This window comes from Candidatus Neomarinimicrobiota bacterium (genome assembly GCA_021157965.1).
In the GTDB taxonomy this organism is placed as follows: Bacteria; Fidelibacterota; Fidelibacteria; order Fidelibacterales; family Fidelibacteraceae; genus Fidelibacter.
The window spans coordinates 26,672-53,425 of the sequence record JAGGVO010000047.1; the positions used below are offsets into that span (position 1 = coordinate 26,672).

Here is a 26,754-nt window from a genome sequence, read left to right on the forward strand (position 1 = left end):
TTCGCTTACCACGTTACAGACATTATGCCGGACTTCTTGCTGAGCGGAGAGAGAGGGATTCGAACCCCCGGTCCGCCGAAGCGGACGCCACATTTCGAGTGTGGTGCATTCAACCAGGCTCTGCCATCTCTCCTTCAGGCGCGAATTTAAAAGATATCCCGGGCATTTAAAAGACGGAAAAAGGCAGCAATAAATTCTTCCTTGCAATCAACTTACATTTTCTTAAATTTCACGATGTTTCTTGACGGTAGATAAAAATATTGCGGATCAGGAAGAAAACATGTATTATCAAACCATCTGGGAAGGTGAGTAGATGCTTTTACGACTCATATTAGCTCCGCAAGTTCCGAATTATAGTATTCCAATTAATGTAAATACACAAGTCCGTCATTTGATTCGTTTAGCGACGCGGACATTTCATCGCTATTGTGATGAAAACATTATCAGGGAACGCCGCTGGCAATCCTTTGACGCATATACTTTTTCACAACTTCATATTCCCAACCGGAAAATCAATGAAAACCGTATTATGGGGGGAGAAGAACCAACTACCCTCTTTATTTCATCCCCGGATGTCCAGTTCATCAATTGCCTGGATAAAGTCTTCAAAGAGTGGGAAGTCATTCAGATTCAAACAACCCGCTTTACCCTTGTACGGACAGAATTTGAAGAGACAGCGGAACTGGAAGAAGTCCCCCACTTTACCTGCCTTTCTCCTGCCGCTATAACCCGACCACAAAAATCAAAAGCCTTCATGTTTATCCTCCCCATGGATTACGACATGAATTATTATCTCACGCAGGCCATGCACAGACGGTATGAGGCCTATTATGGTAAAACACTGGAAAAACCTTTTCTCAAGGTAGAATTTGATCCGGATTACGTACTCCGAAAAAAAAGCAAGATTACCAAATTAATCAATATTCATAAATACGAAGATCTTGGTTTTCTCAAGGTAAAAAGTTTCTTTTCACCCTTGGTTCTCAGAGGAACGCCGGAACTGGTACGTTTTGCCTATGAGGCTGGCCTGGGAGAATTTACCGATTATGGATTCGGCATGCTTCAACACGTTGTGCCTGATAAATATGCAAAAGGCCGGCGTATTACAACTTAGTTGAGTTGAAAGTTAATAGTGAAAAAAATGGGGTTGGCGTTTTAAGTTGAGAGTGTGTGAAGAGAAAAGGCAGAAATTATTATCAACTGTTTTTGGGTTAATCAGCAATGAAACCTCTTGATTTGTCATCCGTTCTTTTTTTCTCACCTGTCCCATAACCGCTTTCCGGTAAAAAGCATACTTATATAAAATATATAATATGATTTATAATATTATTTTGCATTTATTGATTTTCGTCACTATTTTATCCCCGAGGGTGTTTTATAATTAAATAAATTTTTATTGTATAAATTCCTGAATAAAAAAAGAGCCTTTGATACCAAAGGCTCTTTTTTTATCTATCAATCGCTGAGGATTGGTTTATTTGTTTTCCTCGATGGCAGCCTGCGCGGCAGCCAGCCGGGCAACTGGAACCCGAAAAGGTGAACAGCTGACATAGTTCATGCCCACTTTGTGGCAGAACTTGACAGATGAGGGTTCTCCCCCGTGTTCACCACAAATGCCAACTTTCAGTTCCGGACGTGTACTCCGTCCCTTTTGGATCCCCATTTCAACCAACTGTCCAACACCTGTCTGATCCAGCACCTGGAAAGGATCATATTCCAAGAGATTTTTCTCCAGATAGACAGGCAGGAATTTACCCACATCATCCCTTGAGTATCCAAAGGTCATCTGGGTCAGATCATTTGTCCCGAAAGAAAAGAACTCGGCAGTTTCGGCGATTTCATCAGCCGTCAACGCCGCACGGGGAATTTCAATCATGGTACCCACCATGTAATCCACTTTATCATTTCTTTCTTCGAACACCTTTTCTGCAGTGGTCCGGATGATTTCTTCCTGCATTTTCAGTTCATCCTTGGTCCCAATCAGGGGAACCATAATTTCAGGAAGGGCTTTTATGCCGCGTTTCTTACAATTCAATGCGGCTTCAATGATAGCCCGGGCCTGCATTTCCGTAATTTCCGGATAGGTATTGCCCAGACGGCATCCCCGGTGTCCCAGCATGGGATTCACTTCATGCAGGGCTTCCACTTTATTGAATACTTCTTCAGGAGAAATACCCAGTTCTTTAGCCATTTCCGCCTGAGACTTCTCATCCTGGGGGACAAATTCATGCAGCGGCGGATCCAGCAGGCGTACCGTAACCGGCAGTCCGTTCATGGCTTCAAAAATGCCTTCAAAATCACCCCGCTGCATGGGAAGGAGTTTCTCAAGGGCTTTCCGGCGGCCCATTTCATCTTCCGCCAGAATCATTTCACGGACAGCCTTGATCCGATCCCCTTCAAAAAACATGTGCTCGGTCCGACAAAGGCCGATTCCGGAAGCTCCGAAATCCCGGGCAACTTTCGCATCTTTTGGGGTATCAGCATTGGTACGGACTTTCATGCTGGTATATTTATCACAAAGGTCCATGAGTTTTGCGAAATTACCGCTCATTTTCGGCTCGATGGTTTCTACCTTGCCTTCGTAAACTTCTCCTGTTGTTCCGTTCAGGGAAATCCAGTTGCCTTCCTTGTATTCTTTTCCATTAGCAACCATTTTCCGTTCTTTATAATTGACACGAATGCCGCCGGCACCGGAAACACAACATTTTCCCATGCCACGGGCAACAACTGCCGCGTGGGATGTCATACCGCCACGGGCTGTCAGAATTCCTTCTGCAGCATCCATACCGGACAAATCTTCAGGTGATGTCTCAATACGGACAAGAATGACTTTTTCATCTTTGACCTTCCAGGCTTCCGCATCATCTGCAAAAAAGACAATCCGGCCTGTTGCAGCGCCAGGTGAAGCCGGCAATCCTTTGGTGATGAGTGTGGCTTTTTCCAGAGCCGATTTGTCAAATTCAGGGTGAAGCAGTTCATCCAGCCGGTTTGCATCGACCCGGGTTACCGCCGTTTTCTCATCAATTTTCCCCTCTTCCAGGAGTTCCATGGCAATACGAACCTCCGCTGCACTGGTCCGTTTTCCATTCCGGGTCTGCAATAACCAAAGCCGGCCTTCCTGAATGGTAAACTCCAGATCCTGCATATCCTTATAATGTTCTTCCAGTTTTTTCTGAATTTCAAATAGCTGATTATATACTTCAGGCATCACTTCTTCCAGAGACGGATATTTTTCTTTTCTTTCCTCTTCAGAAATATTCTGCAGTTTAGCCCATCGGCGTGACCCTTCCAACGTAATTTGCTGAGGAGTTCTGATTCCGGCAACCACATCTTCACCCTGGGCATTCACTAAGTATTCCCCGTTAAAAATGTTTTCACCGGTAGCCGCATCGCGGGTAAAGGCAACACCTGTCGCAGAATTATCCCCCATGTTACCATATACCATGGACTGTATATTGACGGCAGTACCCCAATGATGGGGAATACCATTCATTTTCCGGTAATAAATTGCCCGTGAATTATCCCAGCTTCCAAAAACAGCCCCGATGGCTCCCCACAGCTGTTCCCAGGGATCCGTTGGAAATTCGTTTCCGGTGACTTCTTTCACGGCTTTTTTAAAACGGGCGACCAGTTCCTGCAAATCGTCTGTTGTCAGTTCCGTATCCAGTTCGACCCCTTTTTCTTTCTTGACCTTTTCAATAATGACTTCAAAGGGATCTTCATCTTCCTTGGATTCCGGCTTCATACCCATGACGACATCACCATACATCTGAATAAAACGGCGATAAGAATCCCAGGCAAACCGACCATTTCCGGATTTCTTTGCCAGGCCGGCAACCGTATCTTCATTCAGACCTAAATTCAATACCGTATCCATCATACCGGGCATGGATACCCGGGCTCCCGAACGGACAGATACCAGTAAGGGATTTTCACTATCTCCGAACCTGGCTCCCATAACCTCTTCAATATGAGAAATCCCTTTTTCCACCTCAGGCTTCAGTTCTTCAATGGCTTTCTCTATCCCTAACTCATTCCAGCGGTTGCAGTAATCCGCCGTAATCGTAAAACCGGCCGGCACCGGCAATCCAATGCGATTCATCTCCGCAAGATTAGCCCCTTTGCCACCCAACAGATTCTTGTCTGTGGCACGGCCTTCCGCTTTACCTGCTCCAAAAAGATATACATTTTTCTTCATAGTTTCTCCATTTGTTTTCAGCTTGGAAATATAAGTATCTTCATTTCTAAATGCAATGAAGCACAACCGATGTTACCTGATTATTCCGGAAATTAATCCGACACGATACTTTCTTACTTCAATTTTTCTCTATTTTAATTATCATTCCGCACAAATTTTAATAGATTTTCCGGGGAAAGGTTAAGCAGAAACCAACCAGGTCAATCAGGAGTTCGGTATGGGACAAAATCTTATTGAAAAGATAGTACAAAAACACGCGGCAGACACCACGGGGATGCTTCACAGCGGCGACTATGTCAGCATCCGGCCGCGTCATGTATTAACCCACGATAATACCGGGGCTGTCATCCCGAAATTCCGGGAAATCGGCGCCTTTTCAGTAGCCGATCCACGGCAGCCGGTTTTTGCACTTGATCATAATATTCAGGATACATCTGAAAAAAACCTGTCAAAGTACCGGACCATCGAACAATTTGCCAGGGATATGGGGGTGGATTTTTATCCTGCGGGATATGGTATCGGTCATCAGATTATGTGTGAGCAGGGATATGCTTTTCCCGGCACTCTGGTTGTTGCATCAGACAGCCATTCCAATATGTACGGCGGCCTGGGGTGTCTGGGGACACCGGTCGTAAGGACTGACGCAGCGGCTCTCTGGGCTACTGGCAAAACCTGGTGGCAAATCCCGCCTGTTACCAAAGTATTATTGACAGGCAAACTAAATCCGGGCGTCAGTGGTAAGGATGTTATATTAACCTTATGCGGGATTTTCAATCATGACGAGGTTTTAAACCATGCTCTGGAATTCTCAGGAGAAGGTGTTCTTACTCTCCCTATTGCTGACCGTTTGGCTATTGCCAACATGACCACGGAATGGGGGGCGCTGGCAGGGCTGTTCCCCATTGACAGCAAAACGCTGGAATGGATGAAAAACCGGGAGGAGGAACTTCGGATGCAGGGGCTGCCCGGTGTTCCATCCGATATAGACGGAAATGGACAGCATCCCAGAATCAACCGGTCAACCCTGAAGGAATTATCCAAGCTTAGGCTCCGCCCCGACCCCGACGCCGTTTATGTCCAGGAAATCACCCTGGATCTACATACCGTTACACCGGTCGTCAGCGGTCCCCATCATGTTAAAACATACCAATCCGCCACCCGGGCCGAAACACAAAAAATAAAAATCAATAAAGCTTATCTGCTTTCCTGTGTTAACAGCCGATATGAAGATTTGGCTGAAGCGGCAAAAATCGTGAGAGGGAAGAAAGTGGCGCCGGGTGTTTCATTCTATATTGCCGCAGCGTCGGCTGAGGTCCAGAAAAAAAGCGAAGCGGCAGGTGACTGGCAAACCCTGCTGGATGCCGGAGCCATTACTTTGCCACCGGGATGCGGTCCGTGCATCGGTCTGGGCCGGGGCCTTCTTGAAGACGGTGAAGTGGGAATCTCCGCCACAAACCGAAACTTCAAGGGACGCATGGGATCAAAAGAGGCCAAGGCCTATCTGGCATCACCGGCTGTTGTGGCTCAATCCGCTATAAAGGGTTACATCAGTCATTTAAATGAGGAAAAAGTTCTCAATCCCATCGCCAAACGGATTCCTCTGGCTAAAGCCACAGAACAGGCTCCTTCCAAACTCATTGAAGGCTTTCCCAAAGTCACCCGGGGGAAGCTCCTGTTTTGTCCGGCAGACAATATGAATACAGACGGTATTTATCCCGGGAAATACACATACAATGACGCCATGACGCCGGAACAACAGGCATCTGTGGCCATGGAAAACTATGATTCCGCTTTCCGCTCCCTGGTTCGTCCGGGAGATATTCTGGCCGGCGGATTCAATTTCGGCACAGGCAGCAGTCGTGAACAGGCAGCTACAGCCCTGAAATACCTGGGTATACAAATGGTCATTGCCGGATCCTTCAGCCAGACTTACAAGCGAAACGCCATCAACAACGGGTTTATCGTCGTAGAATCTCCCGAATTTATTCATTATCTTTTGCGGCAATTCGGCAAGGACAAGCTGACACACCAAACGGAACTGGAAATCCTTGTGGATTGGAAATCCCGGTTCATTCATATTCGCGATAAACAGTTTGCCATGGACGGACTGGGTGTTCCTGCCCAGGAATTGATCCTCCAGGGGGGACTGAATATGTGGGTCCGGGAACAACTCAAGAAAAAGGAAATGTGATATGGCACAAATTGTTGTGGTGGGCTCCATAGCTCTGGACAGTGTGGAGACACCCCATGGCAGACGGAAAAGTGCCCTGGGGGGGTCCTCCACCTATTTCAGCCTTTCCTCCTCCCACTATACTAAAACCTGTCTTGTCGGTGTGGCGGGGACAGATTTTCCCAAGTCCGCACTGGATTTACTTCAAAAACACGGGATCGACCTGGAAGGGCTTGAAATAAAGGAAGGAAAGACTTTTCGCTGGGGCGGCCGGTATAAAAGCAATCTGAATAAACGGGACACGTTGTATACCGAACTGAATGTCTTTGAAAATTTTCAGCCGTCTCTTCCTCCGGCTTACAGGAAAAGTCCCATTCTCTTTCTCGGAAACATTCACCCCGAATTGCAGCTGCAAGTATTACACCAGATGGAAAATCATCCCCTCACGGCTTTAGACACCATGAACCTTTGGATCGACATCAGCCGGGACACACTTCTGGATGTCATTTCAAAAATGGATATTCTGTTCATCAATGAAGATGAGATCAGACAGCTGAACGGGACATCCAGCATACTCACCGCGGCACGTAAAACACTTCAATCCGGCCCCCAATTTCTCATTGTTAAACGGGGCGAAAACGGTGCCATACTATTTCACAAGGATAAATTATTCATCATGCCTGCCTATCCTATTGAGAATGTTGTAGATCCTACCGGCGCAGGAGATTCTTTCGCCGGCGGCTTTATGGGATACCTGTCTACACGGAACACCCGACAATTATCCATGAAAGATTATAAAATCGCCATGGTTCACGGAACAGTAATGGCTTCATTTCTTGTCGAAACCTTTTCCACGGACAGGCTCGTCTCAATAACAAATGAATCTATACAACACCGGGTTCGCAATTTACTGGAAATGACCTGTGTGGATTAAAACGGATGACTCCGGGATTCAGGAAAATTTGATGGACAAATTATTTGATTATGGCCGTGTATTAAATAAATTATAAGGATATTAAAAAGGAGAGATAATGAAAATTACAAAAGTTCACATCTTGCTTTTTCTGGTTGCCATAGCCCTGATTATCGGGTGCTCTTCCCAGGAATTCACATCTGCAAAACTATATGTCCAGCAGAAAAATCTTCCCAAAGCAGAAGAATTTTTCCTAAAGGCCATGGAACGGGAACCGACCAATCCGGAAGTGCCATATCTTCTGGCCAGGGATGTATACGGCCCCCAGGAAAAATATGGACTGGCCCTGGAATACCTGAATAAATCACTGGAGCGTGGACCTCAGTTCAAAGAAGATATTGAACAACTGAAGGAATATTACTGGCAAAAGTCCTACAATGAGGGCTTAAAATACTACATGGCATTACAGAACAAATCAGCCACAGATTCCGTTAATGCCGTCCAGGAAGCCACTCGCTTTCTGAAAGATGCCAAAGATCTGAAACCGGACGACGAACGCGCTTACTATCAGTTGGCACGTATTGCAAAAATCTATGAAAACGATTCGGAAAAGAGCATGGCTTATATCAACGAAGGCCTCGAAAAATCCGAAAAAGCCCCGATTTTGAAAGAATATAAAGCAATCCAGCTGATTCAGAAGGGAGAGAAAGATGAAGCCCTGGCCTTGCTGAAAGATGTCATCCAGATGGAAACAGAAAGAAAGCAGGACGCTGCCAAACTCTATGCGCGAATCCTCCTTGAAGAAGAACGTTACGACGAGGCAGAAGCCACATTTAAACAAATCGTGGAAGAAAATCCTGATATTTCAGATAACTATTTCAATCTCGGCTACCTCTACGTAAAAATGGCCTCTGAAGCAAAAGATCGGGAAGAAACGGAACTGGCCAATCAGTATTATGAAAAGGCTAAAAATCAGTTCGAAACCGTTCTGGCGATGAATCCTGACGATATGCTTGTCCTTGAAGCCGTCGGCGACCTATACACTGAATTAAAAGACTATGCCACCGCTGAATATTACTATCAGCAAATGGTGGATAAAAATCCCATGAATGTAAATTACTTAAAAAAGTTGGGGCGTGTCATTTATCTTCAGGGCCGGCAGAAAGAAGGGCAGGCTATTTGGGACCAGGCAAAAGCCATTGAATCTCTGGAATAGATTGTCATATCAAATACACTTCTAAGGGGTTGATATCAACCCCTTTTTTATTTCATGTGAGCAACCACACAGGACGGAATCCCGGACATGATATTCCTTTTTAAGGGGAACAAATATCCGTAATTTAGTGTAAGATAATTAACTTATGGTCTCTTTCCGTGTCTAATATACGGGAAGAAAAGGAAGGCTTATGAAACGTATACTTTTAAATCTTTCATTCCTGGCGGCACTTCTCATCTTCACGTCGGGGTGTTATACGCTGACACGTCCTCCTTTGTCCGCTATTGAGGCGGATTCATCAGCTGCAATCACTTATTATCATGAAGAATATCATGACAACAGGGTAGAAAACTATAATTTTTACGATCCTTATGGATACTATTCTTATTCACCCTATCGCTGGCATTTACGTTACGACTGGTTTACGGGGAATTATTATTACGATCCTTATTATTACGATTACAGATATTATAACCGGGACTGGTATTATTACAACAACCGGTATTACTGGTACCGGGACGGGTACTGGTATTATGTTCCCTCAGCTGGAAGCGGTTCTTCAGGCGGCAATGACAGCGATAAAACCCCCGGAAGGCGAACATTATCCGTCCCCAGGGCAATTGGCCCATCCTCCCATTCTACGGGTTCTCTTCCCCCACCTTCTGAAAATATCCGCGTTTCCTCGGGAAATGCGACACCCGTCACGTCACCTCCTCCGGCTACATCCGGTGAAACCAAATCATATTCAACCCCCAAATCTTCTTCCGGTGGAAGCTCATCCTCATCCTCAGAAAAACAGAAAGAAACCAAAACGGAAAATTCAAACAATCGCCGCAGCAGTAAACCAAGACGGTAAACATTATGAGAAAGATACTTTTTATTGCTTTTTTGAGTATTCAGATTCTGTTTGCACAGTACAGTGAAGAAGATGCAATACGCCCTTTTAACGGGTTTTCAGGACATCTGCCTCAAAGTACAGCCATCGGCGGGGCCGGAGTGGCAGCCGGTCAGGTTATGCCGGAATTCTCACTCAATCCGGCCAATATCGCCATGACCAAATTCCGGATACTTCGGGGGACCTATGGATCCGGAGAATTTACCAGCGGAAGTGAAACATTGCCTCAAAACCGCATATCTCATGTTTCCTATACACATGCCATACCCGTTTTTCGTGGACATCTGAGCTGGGCAACGGGGATTACCCAGGATCTTGAATATGCCATGAAATATGAAATTCCTTCCTATTCCCAACGAATTGAAGGAAGCAGTTATACATTTCATCTGGCCGGGGCCACAGAATTTGCCAAAGATCTCTATATCGGTACTGATTTCCAAATCCCGATGGGTGATTTTAAGCTGACAGCCAAGGATTTTAACCAGAATACACAGCTTCTGGTTGAACCTTCTTTTATCGGCGTCTCAGGAAAAATAGGGCTGATACACACCTTAACCCCATATCTGAACATCGGACTGTCAGCTCAATTGCCAAAAACCTTATGGGTAACTGAAGATAACACGGAGATTTTTGGAGACAGCCTAATTTTGGAATATGAACCTTTCGACTATAACCTGACACGCCCTATGGAATTCCAGGTAGGAGCCGCACTCCTTCTCAAATGGTTTGATCTCTTTTATCAGGCCGATTTGATTCACTGGAACGGGTTAAAATGGGATTCTGAAGACAGTGAACTGTTTGATCAAAAGATCAATGAGGGGATAGAGGAACATTTTGACAAGACCCTGACCCATCGGGCAGGCTTGGCAGTCCATCCTCCCTTCCTGCCCATGAATCTTTATGGAGGATATCAGTTCAGACCCAACCCGCGCAAAGGAGAAGACCCGGTTCATGTGACCAGTGTCGGATTCTCATGGCTTTTCCGGCAAAGTGTAAATATCAGCACCTCCTGGCAATCATGGACCTGGAAGTATGAGGGACAGGATGAGTCCTGGGAACAATTATTAATCGGCATGGAATTTATCTTTTAAAAGTTATTTTACTTCCATACGCAATAAGGCCGTTTTCCGAACGGCCATTTTTTATTCATGTCAAGTTATAAATGCATTGTCATCATTTAAAAAGCTTTCTATTTTTTCTACTGAACATCATAAATGATTAATGCACATAACCGTTCAACATAATCCGGATGTCTTATATAAAACGCATGAATATCTTTGCTCTATTTTTATCCATATTGTACTCTGGCGGAATTTATACCTGGAGTGTTTTCAGTTGAATTTCGGAATCATCATTGCCGGTCCCCTTGCCGGAGGATGGCTTTCAGATACCTTCGGCAATTATCAGTATATGTCCTATGCAACTGCATCGATTGGCCTCACCAACGTAATCCGGGATGATATGCCTTTATAAAGGGATATGAACAGAGTGTCCGGACATGTCCGGTATAAAAATAATAAGAATGGAGGGTTTTCGGATGACACCATCAAACATTCCACGATTTTTCTGGATATCCTTAAGTTTTTGTATGATTGTGGCAACCTTTGGACTTTTAACTATTGCATGGCAATCCACATCTATTTCCATTGAAGTTGCCAATGCTAAAATCAATATGTCCAAGGCGATATCTGAAGTTCGACAGATCAAAGATGAACTGGAAAGGGAACAGGAAATCCTGACAGAGGAAAAAGAATCTCTGAAAGATCTCTTAAAGAATCTGGAAAAGGCACCGGACACATCATTTAATCCGGAAGAACTTCTGATGTCCTATTTATCGAATAAAAAGACAAACTGGTCAACAGTCCAGCAAAAACAACGGTTTAACCAATTAGAACATCGTCTTCAGAGCCTTGAAAAGACACTGGATATAGAATAATAAATCAAAATCTACCAAGTTATTTGAAGCAGGGCTGTAAGGGCTTTAGCCCCGTTATCATCTAGAGGGTGAATGTATTCGACCCGGAAAATATTCAGGGCGCTTTTATCCAGGTGGAATGTACACCCTGTCGTCATTTGGGTTGTTTTTCCAAAACCGGCTTCGTAAAGGTGCTCAAAACGAAAGGCCGGATCAAAAGACATTAACCAGGGTTTATTTGTCTCAATTGAAGTTTTCATAAACACGTAAAATGCGTTGGAACTCTTTTCATTCCGGTTTTGTATGACAATTTCGCTGCCGGATTCAAATCGCTTTCCGGACCAGAGATAAGCACCATTGATGTACTGCCCCCGCTTAATTCGGGATTTGGATTTATCGGTGAATAGTGACACAGAAATCCTGTGATTATCGAAGATGGGGACTTCTCCCCGCAAACCACCGCTTAAATATTCATCAGCATTGACAGCATTAGCTCCTTCGCCGTTGAAAAGACCTGCAGAAAACTTGAATCCCCTGTCCCCCGGTGTCCACTCAGCCAGTACACCAATATCCCGGATCGGAGGAGCAATTTGACGTGTAAGGGGGCGGTATACAAAAGGCATGGATGCCGGACTTTTTAAATTCGAATCACTGAAAGGGACTTTCATCTGTCCGAATTGAAATCTAAGTTGATCCATTACAAACATATCGATATATGCATCTAGCAGTCCTGCAGGAAAATCGACAGATACATGTGTCAGATAGCCGGTAGAATCCCTTTGAATGTCCAGTGAACCGAGAGAAGAAAACTCTGCATACAGTTTATAGCCTAAGCGGTCGGAAGCCTTCCCTTTCATACCCCAACGGGCTTGAAAAACGGAGAAGTACTGTGATTCGAGTACCGGTTCACTTACAAAAGCAAATCTGATAAATCCGAAATGAGTTATCCGTGTTTCATCTTCCCCCGCATACAAAAACCCGTTTAGAGCAAGTATCGCTAAAAATAGATTTAATATATTTAATTTCATGCTCTTCTCAGCTTACAAGTGTATTATAAAGACTCATTATTCCAAGTATTATTGTTAACATTCCAATTGCCTTTCTAAACGTTTTAGGTTTAATGGACTTTACTAAAAAAGCAGAAGGATAAACAGATAAAACAGCACCTATTGTCAGATAGGGTGCCAGAGACAAATCCAGATTGGTATCAGTTAACGCATATAAAATGACACCAACAAGGCATGTAAGCCCTTCAGCAAGAGAAGTGATGGCAACCGCATTTTTACCATCCACACCGGATAAAATCTGACCGCTTGTCACTACAGGGCCATATCCTCCTCCACTCATCCCTTTATTGAATGAAGCAATGATTCCTAATATGCTTACCTTTCTCCATGAAAAAGCATAGGTTTTATTTACTGTCGCAATAACTATAATTCCAATAATCAGAACAAGTCCTCCGATGTAAATTTTCAACCAAAATTTTGGAATATTCACTGCAATAAAGACTGCAATCACAGTGCCAATGATGCTGCAACTGGCTATGAGTAGAGCAACCTTTAAATTCATGGGAAGTCCCTTTTCCACGCTTTTTCTGAATCCCATTTCTCTGAAAGATTTATAGATACGGGCAAGATTCATGGTTTTGGGTTTAAAATCAGCATTTCCAATGGCATGGTGTGTAAATCCTGCAAGTAATCCTGTCACCAGTTCAGATATTAAAATCGCGGGGACTACCTGTAATGGTTCAAAGCCAAGAATCAATAGGAGAGGAGTAAGGGTTGTCCCATACCCCATCCCCATAGACGAATCAATAAGTTCTGCAAAAAATGCAAGTCCCAACAAAGCAAGTCCTACTTCTAATGTCAATTGAAACATGATCTACTCCTTCATGATATTCTCTATATGGATTATCGTATTTAAAATTAAAAAAATTTTTACACTAAATCCGAAATGTGTGTCCCTTCCATCGTTGTGGAAATATAATCCCTGATTTCACGAAAGACGTCAATCAATTTTTGATTTTGTTCTATGGGTGTTTTTTCATAAAAATAAACACTGACTGAGTCCACTGGCGCCAATGCACCATCCATCAGACGAATGATTTCAGCCAAAGAAATCTCCGAGGGATTCTTCCCTATTCTGTATCCACCTTCTGCCCCCCGTTTACTTCGGACATAACCAGCTCTTTTTAAAATGAGAAGAATCTGTTCTAAAAACTTGCGCGGAATATTTTTCCGCCTGGCAATATCTTCAATATGATGCAAGCCCCCGGACTCTCTTTCAGCCAGATCAATCAAAGCCAGAATGGCATATTCACTTTTTGCGGATAATTTCATAATTCTCTACTATTCTTATCGTTATAATACGGATTAAATGTTTTCACAGCAAGTTTTTTTACTTTTTTGCCGGAATCCCTGCAGTCAGACAGCAGGCATAGGAGACAAACCGCCCGTGATGACTGAACGAAAATCGTCCCGGTAAGACTTTGTGATTGATCCGGAGGACAGGAGCACCTGAATTTTCTTTATCCCACTTTATCGTCTTATCTCCATCCTTCCTGCCGGATGCCAACAACCGGCTTGTGGTAAATTCCCTTACTGCATCGGAAGGATTTTGATCGGGGCTGATCCATGTAACACCGCTACTTATCTGATGACGTGACAGAGAAGGAGAATACACGAGACTATGAATATATGGAGTATTTCCGGACATCCCTCCTTTCCCCATATCCGTTTTAACATTCAATAGAAAATCTCCAAAACACAAAACCTGTCTCCTTTCAAGAATCACTTCAAAAGAATTCCACCAACCGGACACGTCCGGTTTATATTGTTTACATGCTTTATAAGCTGATTCTTTAATACTCCAAATCATCCAGAGTTTTTCAATATATTCAGGACTATCCGGTGGGATAAGGTTCAGATAATTTCTTTCTGAAAGTGTACAGATGCGTTGTGGAAAACGTGGATGGAAATTCAGGGTATCCGGGTGACTCAAATCCACAAGGTCATTTCCCAGGACAAAAGGCACGTTATTCTTTCCGTTGCTCAAAATACACTTCTTCCATTTCTTTAATCTTTCGGATAATGGTCCGTGAAATGTCCCTTTCGGCCCGTCTGCCTTTCTGCACACTTTGTGGTGTAATCACTTTAAAATCAAAATAAAGGGTATCCCCTTTGGGAGGCAGGTCTGTCATTTCCTTTTGGCTTTCAGCACGCAGATAAACGCAGATGACCCGGTAGTCCGGCAGGGCATTTAAAATCGTTCCGACTCCGTAACGGACATTTTCAACATCCACCCGGCCTTTTGGACTCCTGCCGCCTTCAGGAAAAACCGTACACAGTTCACCACGGGAAAGGAGATATCGAAGTGTATCCAGGACCTCCTTGTGGTGTTCGGGTGTACCGGTCCGGACAATTGGAATACATTTCCCAAGGTAAGTCACAAGCCGGTCCAGGGGATTCGTCCAGAAATTTTCCTTGGCAGGAATATTCCAGGAAAAGAGCCTGAAATGCCGCCAATAGAAAAAAACAGACGCAAATGCATGATGAATATAAATTGAATCTACTTTCGTCAAGTGATTGGCACAAATGAGCGTTGGAATTTTGCTCTCCCCTGCAATCCGTTTGAAAAGCATCCGAATTTTCTTCAGATTCTGTATTCGGTTTTTACGGACATGTTTCAAAATGAAAATGATCAATGGCGCTAAAAAGGGAAAAAAGATCCAGTCAACCCATTTTTGTATGGTACACCGCCAACGCATTCTGAAAGGTATTGAAACCTCTTGGGAAGAGTTCCGGTTAATTTCAGAATGGACCCGGCCTTTATCAGCCGGGTCTTTTTGAACTGCATGGATAGTATTCATGACAGAATAGCCGTTTTCAGATTTTCCCGGCAATCAGAGATACGATATCACCGATTGTCTGGACCTCATCGGCCTCATCATCGGAAACTTCAATATCAAATTCATCCTCAATGGCCAGGATAATATCCACCAGGCGGGAAGAATTTACTTTCAGATCATTTAAAATATCCGTTTCTTCCGTTGCATTTTTTAGATCTTCCGCTTCACGAACATAGGGTTTGAGAATCTCAAGGATTTTCTCAAAGATTACTTTTTGTTCCATGGTTTCCTCCTTTTTATGGTTTGATCGCTGTCACTATTGATTGTTTATCATTCATATCTTTGAAAAACGACACACGAATTAACATCTCCAAAGCCAAAACTGGCCTTGATCAGGGTTTTAAAATCTTTTTCTATCGTCTGATGTACAACATGCTCCTCATACGGAAGAATTTTCTCATGCAAATCCTCGCAGTTTATAGAGCCGTGGATAAACCCTTTATGCACTTCAAGGAGAGAGGCAACGCATTCAATCCCGCCTGCGGCTCCAAGGCAGTGTCCCACCAGAGATTTTGTTGCATGGATAAAGGGAAAATCCCGGGGATTCCGTTCCAGAGCCGACGCCCAGTTGGCGATTTCCAAAGGATCGGCCATCGTTGCCGTCAGGTGGCCGTTAATGACATCTACATCTCCGGATTTGACACCTGCATTCTTCAAGGCCGTACGGATACATCGCTGTACACCTTCGCCGTTCGGGGCGGACATGCTTCCGCCGTTTCGTTGACCACCAGAATTGACAGCTCCTCCCAGAATCTCCCCGTAAATCCGGGCACCTCTCTTTTGTGCACTGTCCAGACTTTCAAGCAAGAGAATCCCGGCTCCTGCACCGGGAATGAATCCTCCGGCAGTGGCACTCATGGGACGGGATGCCTGTTCAGGAACATCGTTTTTTCCTGTATTCAGGACCCGCATAGCATCAAATCCGGCCCATATATAGGGAGAGGATCCTTCGGCACCACCACAAAGCATTTTATCCGCCTTACCGTCGCGGATGCGTTCATATCCCATAATCACCGCTTCTGTTCCTGTTGAACAGGCGCTGGAATTGGTTGTCACCTGGTTTCCCAGAGCCAAAAGTCCGCTCAATCGTGCTGAAACCGAGCTGGACATAGTTTGTTCCACAACGGCGGATCCAAGTCTTCTTGCCCGTCCCTCATTCACTTTCGGAATGATGACTCCCAGGGTGTCCGCACCACCTATACCAGTCCCAACGATAGCTCCCGAATCCCAGTTAACCTGATCATCATCGGGTCGGGGGACTTCCAATCCACCATCTTTCCAGGCATCAATGGCTGCAATGCCTGCATAACGCATGGATTCATTGAGAACGTAAAGAACATCCGCCGGAAAATATTCTCCAGCTGTTTGATCAAGATTATCGGGAACTCCGCCGACACGGCATCCGAACTTTAATGCTTCAAGATGGGGAAGAAACCGGATACCGCTTTTCCCCTTCCGTAAGGCTTCTTCAAAATCCAGTATGCCATGGGCATTGGGGGCTATGATTCCCAGCCCGGTAACAACAACGCGTCTTTTATTCATACCTCTGCTCCTATTCCGGCAAGGTTTCCCCGGGCGATCAGTGTCCCGTCTTCCAGGGTCACCCATGCTTTACTTTTAATTTTACCCCGCCGGAAGTAAATCTTTTTCCCATGAATCAGTATTTTACTTTTCGGCGGAACCACATTAAAAAATTCTATTTCACATTCCGTAAAGAGGGTTACCTTATTCAGATCTCCCCCTGTCACCATTGTTTCATATATCCCCAGGGCTACTACCGCAACCTGGGCCATGGCTTCAATAAGAATTACCCCGGGCATGGTAGGTCTTCCGGGAAAATGACCGGGAAAGAAAAATTCATCACCAGTCACTCTGTATTCACCGCTGATTTCCTCTGTGGAAAGTTCACGAATGGCATCGACAAAACGGAAAGGGTGCTTTTGAGGCATGGTTCCCAAGACTTTCTCTCTAATATGTTCAGGTGCTGGTTTATTGTCCATCATTCCTCCGGAATCGTTTAAGAACTTTGTCGAGGGTTGATTCTTCGTGGGGTGGTAATCCTCCAATGGCATGATCGGAACGGATGGGATAATCTGTATATGCAATATCCTTAAATATTCCGGCCTTGGCATTTTTCATTACATAAACCAGTTCGTCATCCACAAATACTTTCCCGTTCCCCAAGGCAATCATGGCTCCGGTTTCTCTGATCTCACTAAAACGCCGGATTTCAATTTCATAACGGACAATTCGGTTATGGGGACGAATTTGTCCATTAAATTCCACCGCGTCACATCCCAGGGCCCGACCGGAACCGGTCGCTCCGTTCAGTGAACAATAAAATCCGATCAATTGCCAGATGGCATCCAGTCCAAGTATACCCGGCTGAACAGGGTCGCCAAGAAAATGGCACTGAAAAAACCAGTCATCAATTCGAATATCCTTTTCAGCCGTTATGTGACCCCGCCGTCCCCGCTTATCCACCCAGGTTACACGATCCACCATAAGAAGGGGAGGAGCCGGAAGACGTCCCATTTCACCGGGAGCATCCTGAATCAAATGCCCATGGGCAAATGCAAGCAGATCCTCTTTCTCAAAAGATGTGCGTGCAAGAAATTCCTGATATTTCATCTTTTTATCTCCCTTATCATCCGGCAATATGTTCTCCGCCATCTACCCGGATAATGTCACCATTAATCCAGGCTGCTTCATCCGTACATAAAAGGGCGATGACATTTGCCACGTCTTCGGGGCGGGTAAGCCGTTTAAAAGGATTTCTCAGCATGGCGGATGAGACAATATGTGCGTGTCCCGGAATATGACGTAAAGCCGGCGTATCCGTCACTCCAGCCTGAATAATATTGCACCGAATCCCATAAGGTGCCATCTCTACGGCAAGGGTCCTGGAAACGGACTCTAGAACGGCCTTCGCCGCGCTTACGGGTGCATATCCCCGCCAGGCCACACTGTTTCCTTCACTGGTTAGTCCAAACACCCGTGCATCGGAAGCAAAAATTTTCCGGGAAAAAATATCCTGAACCCATCCCAGAAGACTGGTTCCCATGGCATAGATGGTGTTGGAAAAATCCTCTTCCGAAGCCAGCCGTTCATTGCTGTATGCCGGAGGATCGGCCAGAGGATAGAGCCGGGACACACCAACAGAAAAAAGATCCTGAATAGCTGTATCCATTTTTTCCCTGGAAATTCCAAGCTTTTCTGCCAGAAGAGTCCGGACAGATGCCTGTCTGTTACCATCCGGGAATGGTGCAACCAGTTTTAGATTGCCAAAAGCAATAGAATGGAGAAGCATCCGGATTTTCTCTCCTTCTCCTAAATTTTTTTGCAGTGTATTCAATACTTCCTGACGGGCTTCGGGATCCAGAGCATTTGTATTCATAGAGAGAAATTTTACACCGCAAGCTTTAATGGCATCAAATTCCTCTTCAACATTCTTCATTGCACCCCGGCGATCCCTGTGAACCGCACAAATATTCATCCCTTGTGAAGCCAGCTTTTTAGCCGTGGCCAGACCAAAACCGCTGGATGCTCCTAATATCACGCCCCAGTATCGCTTGTTCTCAAATTGCATGGTACCTCCATATTTTCCGTACATAACATCGACTTTCAGAAGAATTTCCTTTTGACAACGCATGGGGAATTTACAGTTATGCCCGTGCATTTTTTTCAGGATAATCTTCATCCCCGACCGTATTCCTGCGGGAAACAGCCTTAATATCACTTATGTCACGTTCGGTTTGGGTTCCCTCCCGTGCCCGAAGCGTGAAATAATATAAGGACAAGAGTTGATAGTGAAAAGAAAAACGTTTGAACGTTGAGAATGTGTGTGTCAGGAGATAGGTAACAGTTTTATGTCAAAAGATAGGTAACACTTTTTGGAAATATGGTAACCATAATTCCGGTTTATGTCATACAATTATTTTATATATAGAAATTTGATTTATAGATAATGGGAGAAATCAAGTATATGGTTTCGGTGATGTGCTCGCCCCCTACCCCGGGGGTAAAATACACTCATTCCCAGTTTAATGCAAGTTAATATTATTAATCATATATATCACGTGTCTTATAATATGTTTCCATTCACCCATCAATCAAATGATTCAATCTGATCAATGCACCATGCCGTTTTTACTAAAAGCCTGTCCCAATAGGACTTTTGATTCTGTAAATGAAGAAAGGACGGTTAAAACCGCCCTTCCCTTAACTCAAAATTCAAACTCACAACTTAAAACTCTTTAGAATAATTATATTTTTCCTTGAGCTCTTCCAATTTGGCTTCAATCGCAGCATTCCGGAGTGATGAGAGTTCATTTTCCCGAAGTGAATCGCGGACCTCTTCAAAAGGTCGTGTTTCGGATTTTCGGTCCAGAATCTTGATAATATGATATCCGAATTGGGTCTCTACGATATCTGTAATTGATCCGACAGGTTCTGTAAAAGCAGCTTCATCAAATGCCGGGACCATCTGTCCACGGGAAAAATTCTCATAAAGTCCGCCCCTCTCCTTGGAACCGGGATCTTCTGAATACTCTTTTGCCAACTCGGAAAAATCTTCTCCGGAGCGGGCACGTTTGAGAATTCCTTCCATTTTCTTCCGGGTTTCTGCCTTCTCTTCAGAATTCTGTCCCTGTGTTGAAAGCAGTATATGGCGGACTGATGCAGATACCGGCTCTTTATAAGCTTCCCGCAGGACTTCATCCGGGACTTCTATTTCAGGGTCAATGACTTGTTCCAGATAGGCCTGGAAAATCAATCCATCACGAATGTCCTGCCGGACCATATCCATGGTAAATCCCTGGGTCTCAATGTAATTTTTGAATGCTTCCTCTGAACCGCCAAAACGGGGGTTGGACCAGATTTGTTCCAGTTCAGCCTGGATATCTTCCTCAGGAACCTCGATCCCCTGATCAGCAGCATCTGCCATAAACATATTTTTGTCCGCCAGGGAAGCCGCTACCTGATTGATATAATTGATAATGTGCTCGAAAGGAACCTCCGTTATGTCCAACTGTCCATTGACAGCCCGATAAAGTTCCGGCATGACATCATAATTGGTGATATTTCCACAATCCATGGCGATCAGTGTGACTTTTTCATCCGGATTCAGTACCGGAACAGTATCCGCCAGTGATTTGAAAAATGTATATTCCGGGGCACTTTTCGAGTATAATACGTCCCCGGAGTCCTTGCTGCAACCTGCAATCAGCGCAAAGATGACCATCGATACAATCAAGATTTTTTTCATTGTAATTCCTTTTTGTTTACATTAGCGATGAAAAATACAATATAACGGCTCAAATAACAATTCGAGATTTGGCTGGATAAAATTAACAGCCTCATTCTAATACCGCTTTAACATTTTCTTGTTCCAGGTTATTTGTTTTTTTGCATATTGCCGCGTCCGGATATTGATCCAGTGCTCGGCGTCTTCCAGGCTGTACTCTCCCCGGACATGGGCGATCATCTCTTTGTAACCAACGGTATTCAGGGCATTAAGTGAGGGACTGTATCCTTTGTCCAGCAAACAACGGACTTCCCTTTCAAAGCCCTTTTCAATCATACGCCGGGTCCTGATTTCAATACGACGCCATAACTCTTTTCGGGGAATATCCGTGACAATAAAACGGTATTTCCAGGGGAAAGACTTTTCCTGGGACGCAAAATGTTCACTTGGTGTTTTCCCCGTTTGTTCAATGATTTCCCAAGCCCTTGATATACGGCGGATATTGTTGGAATCTGTTATTCTTCCATATTCCGGGTCAAGTTCCTGCAACTGCTGCCACAGGATATGCCAACCTTTTGTTTCACCTCTCTGGCGGATTAACTTGCGTATTTCAGAATCTGCTTTTTGCCCTTCAGGGATAAAACCCAGCATGGCCTGGATATACAAACCACTACCGCCACAGACGATAACAGGACGCTTTTCTTTCATAAAAGTGTCAATCAATTTCCGGGCATCTCGTCCAAATTTACCGGCACTGTAAGTCTGGGTGGGATCCAGAAAATCCATCAGATAGTGAGGAATGCCTTTCTGCTCCTCCGGGGTGGGTTTTGCTGTGCCAATATCCATGTATTTGTAAACCTGCCGGCTGTCAGCAGATATAATCACCCCCTTCATTTCCAGGGCCATACGGACAGCCAATTCAGTTTTCCCCGAAGCAGTGGGACCTGTAACAATGACGAGTTCCGGTTGATTCATATTTTGTTCTGTCTCACTCTTAAATAGAGGCTGAAAAGAAAAGCAATGATTAAAAGTCCCGCCAGGACCAGAGATTCAGCTATTAAAACATCCGGATATCCTTCATAGCGGATTTGGGTATATGCATAGGCAGCGAAAAAGGGGAAAATGGCAAAGGGTATCGCTGAGGGCATTGCCCGGAAAACAACCCGGTATACCCAGGCGGACCAGAGAAAAAGCACCAATCCGGATCCGAACCAGCTTATCTGTGTATCCATGAAAAAGAGAGCTGATAGACCGAATCCGGTGACGAGAAATGCAAGATATCCATAAGCTCGCTTGCGGACTCCACCTCCTGTCAGATGATCTACGCCACGAAAGAGTATCATGAACAATATACAGATGATGGAAAAAACCCATATACGCATAACAAGGAGATGCATCAGGGGGATTCGGGCATTGAGTGCTGAATAATCGGCCCAGACCGGATTATAAAAGGTCAGCCTGCTTTGAACCAGTACCAATATGCCCAATCCCCACAGACCGGCCGATAAACCTACCCACCGCGATGGCCGGTCCCGCATGTGGTCCGATTTGTAATCACGTATTAAAAATAAAAACAGGGGCAGACAAAACGCCATCACCAGACTGCGGATTACACCAAAGGCAATTGTACGGAATATCTGTCCTTGCAATGGCTCAGCCGGATTCAGGTTAAATCGGGTGACCGGCCATGTATTCCACATGTGAAAGAGACCTGCCAATAAAACAATACCCCCCAGGATAACCCAAACTTTTTTAGGAAACTGATCATGAGTTTCTTCCTGATAAGCCGAAACAGCCATTATAATAAGCAGGATGAACAGTAACACTACAGACAGGATTTGAATCAGACTCAGCAGGGTCTCCCGGTTCCGTTCTTCCCTGTCCCATTGTTCCGGAATATGAATGTAGCCCGGATTGTAGCGACTCACTTCATTTCCGGAAATCGTCACATTCAGGCGGCCTTCTCCTGCATTGAGGGGATATCGCAGTGTATCGGCCCATGTAAAGGTCCAATCTGTACGATTCGGCATCTTTTGGGGGATGACGGATATTTTCTTCAGTAAAAGGGGATCGAGACCCAAACGGGCACGGAGGAAGGCATCCGCTTTTTTTTCAGCGTCCTTTTCGGAGAGCGAGGGGGCGGGGCGGGCTTCCGGCAGGCGGTGGATGAAACGGCGGACTTCGCCATCCCCCACAACATGAATTTTAAACTCTTCAGCCCTTTCCGGCACTTCACCGGAGAAGCGTGCATAGCGGATAACCCAGCCGGGGCCGGAAAGGAATGTCCCCATGAGTTGCCGGTACCCCGTTTCACCACCGCTCTGCCGGGCGAAGCGGCCCTCCCGTTCCTGTGGTATCACTACCCGTTCACTCACCATCCACATACTGTCTGCCAACTCAAAACCCCGCTCAGCAAGAGCCGCTTCGGAGGCCCTCCGGGCCTCAGCCCGCCCCACTCTTAATCCGGAATCCTCATTTTCAAAGGACGTATAATGATACCAGATCACAAGGAAAAAAAGTCCGAAAAGAAATAAAAATCCCCTGGCCATGGGTGTAATCTGCCCGGTTTTCAAAGGCAATTCAGGAGGTTTTTCTTTTTTAAGGACTTTCACGACATGTTTGCCATTCAGATATGACGCTTTGATTTCTTGTTTTCCAAGTCTCAACCGGTGAAAAAAGATAATCCCCAGGGGAAAGAGGGTCAGCAGGATGACCAGGGTCCTGTGTACTCCGCTTCCGGGGGCGGAGGTATTGAAGAGTGGCAGGGAAATCCACACCACATCATATACAAAATGCAAAATCACTCCGGGCAGGAGGCCATAATGAAGATAAAGGAATCCGAAGGCCAGAGACGGAATAAAGAGTTCCACAACCCGGGCAAAGGCAGGCTGATTCGCATAGGAAGCATGAGCTGCCCCAAAAATCAAGGCCTGGAGCACAAGGGCTCCACCAATCCACCATTTTTTCCGGCCAAACCTTTCCCCAAGAAGGGCTGCTCCGGCGAGAGGTATGGCCCTGAAAAGGGCTTCCTCCCAAAATCCGGCCTGGAGGGAAATTGCCAAAGGATTCAACGAGGGAATAATATGGGCCAGAATATTGGGATCATAGAGAGGACTGGCAGGTGACCACCAATTCCAGTAGCGGGTCGCAACAATATAGAAAATTGTGGAAAAACCAAAAAATATCCCCGTGGACAATAAACCGATCCAGGTCTGTTTATGAATTTCACCTGTCGCGGCAACAGGTCCGTTCCACACTTTCCAAAGGCATATTTTCCGGGGAAAAGCCATGCGGGTCAGACCTTCGGCTACTGCAAAGGTCAGGGTCATCACAAAAGCCAGAACCATTCCCAAGAGAATAAAGTCAAAAATCTGTTGGAACACAAAATTGTTCTTTGACAGGGCTGTATCGTAATTCATCCAGATCAGAGGCCATTGATTAAAAAGGGCCGCAATCTGAAGGACGGCAATCCCTCCGCCCCAATACAGAGCAGGTTTCCATTTAACGGCATGTCGTTTTAAAAGGGTGAATAATCCTGCCAATCCGCCCACACCCAGAAAGAGGAACATGGCCACCAATCCCACATTTGAAATGGTCCGGTTTGCTGCCCGCATATTTTCGTATCGCAATCGGAAGGCTTCCGGCACTTCGACATATCTCTTTATCTGAGTGACGGTATTCCCGGTGACTGTAAAACGAATCCGATACCGACCATCCTTTCCCAGGGTAATATCCGGTCGTTCATAGACAAAAACATGATCCATCCTCCCACCGGGTTTTATTTCCGACGAGACTTCCACTTCATTATAAGCATGAAGTGGAACATGATAACTTTTTGATAGTCCGGCGACCAAAGACCGCGCTTCTGATTCGGAAAGGATTTCTCCGGGATTATCCTCCGGGACCTTCTCATAGAATCCATAAACCTGTCCGCCGGGAGTCAGACGGACCAGAAATTCTTCATCCTGACGTTCCCGGAAAAAGCGAACAAGCCAGGTATAGGGTTCATAAAGGGTATCTGCCAGCATTTTCCCGAAAGCTTCTTTTCCGCCGGCTTCCAATTCGGTATAGTACTGCACTTCCCGGTCCAGATCAAAGCGAACGGCAGTCTGCATGCCGCTTACAGAAAATCCACGGGATTCTGCGGTTTGCTTTGCAATTCTGACAGCTTCTTCCCTATCTGTATTCACCTGAACATTCACAACGGGAAAGGCATCGGTAAACTTCAACCACGCATAAGCACTTCCTAAAACAAAGAGGGTGATAAAAAGGGACCAAAAGAGAAGCGATTTATTTTTTATCATGGGATTTCCCTTAATTTCTTTCGAACCGGCGGTCCAGTTCATTCAGCGTAAACCTGATAATAACCGGTTTGCCGGAAGGGGAAAGGTAAGGATTTTCCGTTTGAAACAGTTCGTCTGTAAGTCTTTGCATTTCAGCAGGTGTCAGCTCTTCACCCCTGCGGACAGCCGCTCTTTCGGCATAGGCCAGGGCAATTTTTTCACTGACTGGATTATGCAAACGCCTTGAGTTTTTATAATCATCCAGAATCTGCAAAACAACTTTTCCTTCCTCAAGCCACTGTAAATCTACCGGGATTGCTTCAATAAGGATTGAATGCCTGCCAAATTCCCGCATGGAAAAGCCCAGCTTTTCCAGAGACGGAACAATCTCCAGGAGGATGGAATAATCGTCAGGTGAGAGTTCCAGGGTTATGGGAAAAAGAAGCTGCTGGCTGGCAGAAGACGAAGCCTGTTCCAAAGCTTTGATGGCCCTGTCGTAGAGAATGCGGGTGTGGGCTGCCCGCTGATCAATCACAACCACGCCGCTGGAAATTTGTGTAAAGATATACCTTCCATGGGCCTGCCAGAAATTCCGTTCGGTCAGAAGCGGGTGTGTTTCGTCCGGGACACTCTCTGTAATGCTTTTTTCAAAACGGCGAATCCGTTCATCCAGCGAGAGATTTGCAGCGGAAAATGAGGGTTTTTCAATCCCCTGAAACGGTTTATCTCTTTCAACCTTTTCGGAAAACGAAAGCTGTTCCCCTTCGAGCCTGGGAGGAGCCGTTACATGTACCGGACGTTCTCCTGAAAAAAAATCCCGATCATTCAATTTTCCGGATTGACTGTTTTCCATTGATTCTCCTGTCCAATCCCGGATAGCCTGTTCACAACTCCGCCGGACAAATTGATATATCTGCCACTCACTTCTGAATTTCACCTCTGTTTTTGCAGGATGGACATTGACATCCACTTCTGCAGACGGCAGCGTAAGAAAGAGAACAAAAAAGGGAAATTCACCTTTATCCAGATGTCCACCAAAAGCTGAATAAACAGCACTGTTCATCATGCGATCGGTTACAAGGCGTCCATTTACATAAAGATACTGTTCACCACTTTTCCGCCGGACCAGTTCCCGGGTGCCGATAAACCCTTTAAGAACCAGGGGCGGTTCTTCCTCGTAAACGGTGATACAATTTTCCGTCAAACGTTTTGAAAAAATCCGGTTTAACCGTGAGGATAAGTCCTCCGGCGGCAGGATGTAGACATCCTTTTCATTGGCTGTCAGATGAAAACGTATGTGGGGTCTGGCCAGGGCAAATCGCCGGACGATTTCCACAATATGGCGATATTCCGAATTTGCCGATTTAAGAAATTTTTTTCTTGCCGGTATATTAAAAAAAAGATTTCGTACAGTTATGGATGTCCCACGTTTCATGGCGGCGCCTTCCAGCCGGTCAACTTTTCCGCCATTGATCAAAAGCCTGAATCCTTCACCCGTTTCGTTATTACAGGTTCTGGCGTCAACTCGTGATACGGAAGCTATACTGGCAAGAGCCTCTCCCCTGAACCCTAATGTTTTAATTGCAGTAAGATCTTCAATATCAAAGAGTTTACTTGTAGCATGTTGTTCAAAGGCCAGCAGGAGATCATCCCGCTCCATTCCCTCTCCATTATCGGCTACACGGATCAGCTCACGTCCTCCATCTTCAATCTGAATTACAATTTCCGTTGCTTTTGCATCCAGACTGTTTTCAATTAACTCCTTAACGACAGAAGCAGGTCTTTGAACCACCTCCCCGGCAGCAATGCGATTACTTAACGATTCCGGCATGATTTGAATGACAGGCACAGGATTCTCCATACTTTTATTGCAAAAAGGAAATTACGGTTAAAGAAATGAGAATTCAAATGTGAAAGAAAATTGTCAGATACCGTTTATATCAGAATCACATAATATTTTATTTATAATATTAATTTGTTTTTGCTTATTCCCCTTGTTATTTTATCCCCGG

General features: G+C 45.1%; 23 protein-coding genes and 1 tRNA gene. 8 read left to right on the forward strand and 16 right to left on the reverse strand.

Going from position 1 to position 26,754, the window contains the following annotated elements:
• Window positions 1-44: 44 nt before the first annotated feature.
• Window positions 45-133 (reverse strand) — tRNA-Ser (locus tag J7K63_07650).
• A 180-nt stretch (window positions 134-313) separates the two neighbouring features.
• Between J7K63_07650 and cas6 the strand changes: the two genes are divergently transcribed.
• Complete coding sequence (gene cas6 / locus J7K63_07655; protein MCD6234894.1) at window positions 314-1,114, forward strand: CRISPR-associated endoribonuclease Cas6; 801 nt, start codon at window positions 314-316, stop codon at window positions 1,112-1,114.
• Window positions 1,115-1,474: 360 nt separating this feature from the next.
• On the opposite strand, the gene J7K63_07660 is transcribed toward cas6, so the two are convergent.
• Entirely contained in the window at window positions 1,475-4,198 is a 2,724-nt protein-coding gene (locus J7K63_07660) for a pyruvate, phosphate dikinase (protein ID MCD6234895.1), read from the reverse strand.
• Between the two features lie 217 nt (window positions 4,199-4,415).
• On the opposite strand from J7K63_07660, the gene lysF reads away from it, so the two are divergent.
• From lysF to J7K63_07695, 7 genes are all read left to right on the forward strand, one after another.
• On the forward strand, window positions 4,416-6,389 hold the full coding sequence (gene lysF, locus J7K63_07665) for a homoaconitase (GenBank protein ID MCD6234896.1): 1,974 nt from the start codon (window positions 4,416-4,418) through the stop codon (window positions 6,387-6,389).
• Between the two features lies 1 nt (window position 6,390).
• Window positions 6,391-7,302, forward strand: a complete 912-nt coding sequence (locus tag J7K63_07670) for a sugar kinase (GenBank protein MCD6234897.1) — start codon at window positions 6,391-6,393, stop codon at window positions 7,300-7,302.
• A 97-nt stretch (window positions 7,303-7,399) separates the two neighbouring features.
• Window positions 7,400-8,497 (forward strand): tetratricopeptide repeat protein, encoded by a 1,098-nt coding sequence (locus J7K63_07675; GenBank protein ID MCD6234898.1) that lies wholly within the window; start codon window positions 7,400-7,402, stop codon window positions 8,495-8,497.
• A gap of 190 nt (window positions 8,498-8,687) precedes the next feature.
• A complete protein-coding gene (locus J7K63_07680; GenBank protein MCD6234899.1) occupies window positions 8,688-9,353 on the forward strand; it encodes a hypothetical protein in 666 nt (221 codons plus the stop codon).
• Window positions 9,354-9,358: 5 nt separating this feature from the next.
• Window positions 9,359-10,483 (forward strand): hypothetical protein, encoded by a 1,125-nt coding sequence (locus tag J7K63_07685; protein ID MCD6234900.1) that lies wholly within the window; start codon window positions 9,359-9,361, stop codon window positions 10,481-10,483.
• A 244-nt stretch (window positions 10,484-10,727) separates the two neighbouring features.
• Window positions 10,728-10,865 carry a hypothetical protein gene (locus J7K63_07690; protein MCD6234901.1) on the forward strand — a complete coding sequence of 46 codons (138 nt, stop codon included), beginning with the start codon at window positions 10,728-10,730 and terminating at the stop codon, window positions 10,863-10,865.
• Between the two features lie 64 nt (window positions 10,866-10,929).
• Window positions 10,930-11,328 carry a hypothetical protein gene (locus J7K63_07695; GenBank protein MCD6234902.1) on the forward strand — a complete coding sequence of 133 codons (399 nt, stop codon included), beginning with the start codon at window positions 10,930-10,932 and terminating at the stop codon, window positions 11,326-11,328.
• 11 nt (window positions 11,329-11,339) lie between these two features.
• On the opposite strand, the gene J7K63_07700 is transcribed toward J7K63_07695, so the two are convergent.
• From J7K63_07700 to mutL, 14 genes are all read right to left on the reverse strand, one after another.
• The gene (locus J7K63_07700; protein ID MCD6234903.1) at window positions 11,340-12,335 is read right to left on the reverse strand and encodes a hypothetical protein; all 996 of its coding nucleotides are present in this window, start codon (window positions 12,333-12,335) and stop codon (window positions 11,340-11,342) included.
• Between the two features lie 7 nt (window positions 12,336-12,342).
• Window positions 12,343-13,185 carry a sulfite exporter TauE/SafE family protein gene (locus J7K63_07705; GenBank protein ID MCD6234904.1) on the reverse strand — a complete coding sequence of 281 codons (843 nt, stop codon included), beginning with the start codon at window positions 13,183-13,185 and terminating at the stop codon, window positions 12,343-12,345.
• A gap of 59 nt (window positions 13,186-13,244) precedes the next feature.
• Window positions 13,245-13,646, reverse strand: a complete 402-nt coding sequence (locus J7K63_07710) for an Rrf2 family transcriptional regulator (protein ID MCD6234905.1) — start codon at window positions 13,644-13,646, stop codon at window positions 13,245-13,247.
• A 58-nt stretch (window positions 13,647-13,704) separates the two neighbouring features.
• Window positions 13,705-14,340 carry a 4-phosphopantetheinyl transferase family protein gene (locus J7K63_07715; protein MCD6234906.1) on the reverse strand — a complete coding sequence of 212 codons (636 nt, stop codon included), beginning with the start codon at window positions 14,338-14,340 and terminating at the stop codon, window positions 13,705-13,707.
• Window position 14,341: 1 nt separating this feature from the next.
• Window positions 14,342-15,208: a 1-acyl-sn-glycerol-3-phosphate acyltransferase gene (locus tag J7K63_07720; protein MCD6234907.1), complete on the reverse strand. Its 867-nt coding sequence runs from the start codon at window positions 15,206-15,208 to the stop codon at window positions 14,342-14,344.
• Window positions 15,192-15,437: an acyl carrier protein gene (locus J7K63_07725; GenBank protein ID MCD6234908.1), complete on the reverse strand. Its 246-nt coding sequence runs from the start codon at window positions 15,435-15,437 to the stop codon at window positions 15,192-15,194. Before J7K63_07725 ends, J7K63_07720 begins: the two co-directional genes overlap by 17 nt.
• Window positions 15,438-15,484: 47 nt before the next feature.
• A complete protein-coding gene (locus J7K63_07730) occupies window positions 15,485-16,756 on the reverse strand; it encodes a beta-ketoacyl-[acyl-carrier-protein] synthase family protein (GenBank protein MCD6234909.1) in 1,272 nt (423 codons plus the stop codon).
• Window positions 16,753-17,217 carry a beta-hydroxyacyl-ACP dehydratase gene (locus J7K63_07735; GenBank protein ID MCD6234910.1) on the reverse strand — a complete coding sequence of 155 codons (465 nt, stop codon included), beginning with the start codon at window positions 17,215-17,217 and terminating at the stop codon, window positions 16,753-16,755. The genes J7K63_07730 and J7K63_07735 overlap by 4 nt, the downstream gene beginning before the upstream one ends.
• The gene (gene fabA, locus J7K63_07740; GenBank protein ID MCD6234911.1) at window positions 17,204-17,845 is read right to left on the reverse strand and encodes a bifunctional 3-hydroxydecanoyl-ACP dehydratase/trans-2-decenoyl-ACP isomerase; all 642 of its coding nucleotides are present in this window, start codon (window positions 17,843-17,845) and stop codon (window positions 17,204-17,206) included. Before fabA ends, J7K63_07735 begins: the two co-directional genes overlap by 14 nt.
• 16 nt (window positions 17,846-17,861) lie before the next feature.
• A complete protein-coding gene (locus tag J7K63_07745) occupies window positions 17,862-18,803 on the reverse strand; it encodes an SDR family oxidoreductase (protein ID MCD6234912.1) in 942 nt (313 codons plus the stop codon).
• 657 nt (window positions 18,804-19,460) lie between these two features.
• The gene (locus J7K63_07750; GenBank protein MCD6234913.1) at window positions 19,461-20,015 is read right to left on the reverse strand and encodes a peptidyl-prolyl cis-trans isomerase; all 555 of its coding nucleotides are present in this window, start codon (window positions 20,013-20,015) and stop codon (window positions 19,461-19,463) included.
• Between the two features lie 561 nt (window positions 20,016-20,576).
• Entirely contained in the window at window positions 20,577-21,434 is an 858-nt protein-coding gene (miaA, locus tag J7K63_07755) for a tRNA (adenosine(37)-N6)-dimethylallyltransferase MiaA (GenBank protein MCD6234914.1), read from the reverse strand.
• On the reverse strand, window positions 21,431-24,763 hold the full coding sequence (locus tag J7K63_07760) for a CPBP family intramembrane metalloprotease (GenBank protein ID MCD6234915.1): 3,333 nt from the start codon (window positions 24,761-24,763) through the stop codon (window positions 21,431-21,433). The genes miaA and J7K63_07760 overlap by 4 nt, the downstream gene beginning before the upstream one ends.
• 10 nt (window positions 24,764-24,773) lie before the next feature.
• Window positions 24,774-26,591 (reverse strand): DNA mismatch repair endonuclease MutL, encoded by a 1,818-nt coding sequence (gene mutL / locus J7K63_07765; GenBank protein MCD6234916.1) that lies wholly within the window; start codon window positions 26,589-26,591, stop codon window positions 24,774-24,776.
• Window positions 26,592-26,754: the final 163 nt, after the last annotated feature.